1 pseudogene is annotated in these 457 nt (G+C 61.9%); it reads right to left on the bottom strand.

Features of this window, described 5'->3' with window-relative positions:
- A pseudogene (locus MRBLMC3_RS19975) lies at positions 1-457 on the bottom strand (DNA alkylation repair protein); the annotation flags it as partial.

The following is a 457-nucleotide window of genomic DNA, read 5'->3' as shown; positions in this document are numbered from 1 at the left end:
GAACATAAGCGCTGGGATCAGCCTTGAGCGCTTCGAGGATTGAGGCTGCGAGCGTCGGGTCGTCCCGAAGAGCCGGGATGCGCGATGCCCATGGCAACCTTGGCCTGCTGCCTTCGCTGGCAAGCCTACGGACATGCTCGTCAGCATGGCTGGCCCACCCCTCCATGACGGCAAGGGTCCGCCCGCTATCCTGAGCGAGAAATGGGCGAATGGCGAATTCGGCGGATCCGAAGCGGGTAAGATCGGTAAGCGCATCCAGCGATCTGTCGAAATCGCCAAGCCCGTATCGCGCCACGAACTCGGTGACAGCGACCACCTGGAAACCATGGGTGAGTTGTGGCGCCATGGCACGGATGATCTCAAGCGCATCCTCATATCGGGCCGGTAGTGCGACATGGAGGGCGTCAGCGATATGGCGCACGCGCTCCATGATCGACAGCGCATCGAGTCCTTCCGA

The organism is Sphingobium sp. LMC3-1-1.1, assembly GCF_040676285.1.
Lineage (GTDB): Bacteria > Pseudomonadota > Alphaproteobacteria > Sphingomonadales > Sphingomonadaceae > Sphingobium.
Note: the sequence above shows the minus strand (reverse complement) of the source record. Positions and strands in the feature narration are given on the sequence as shown.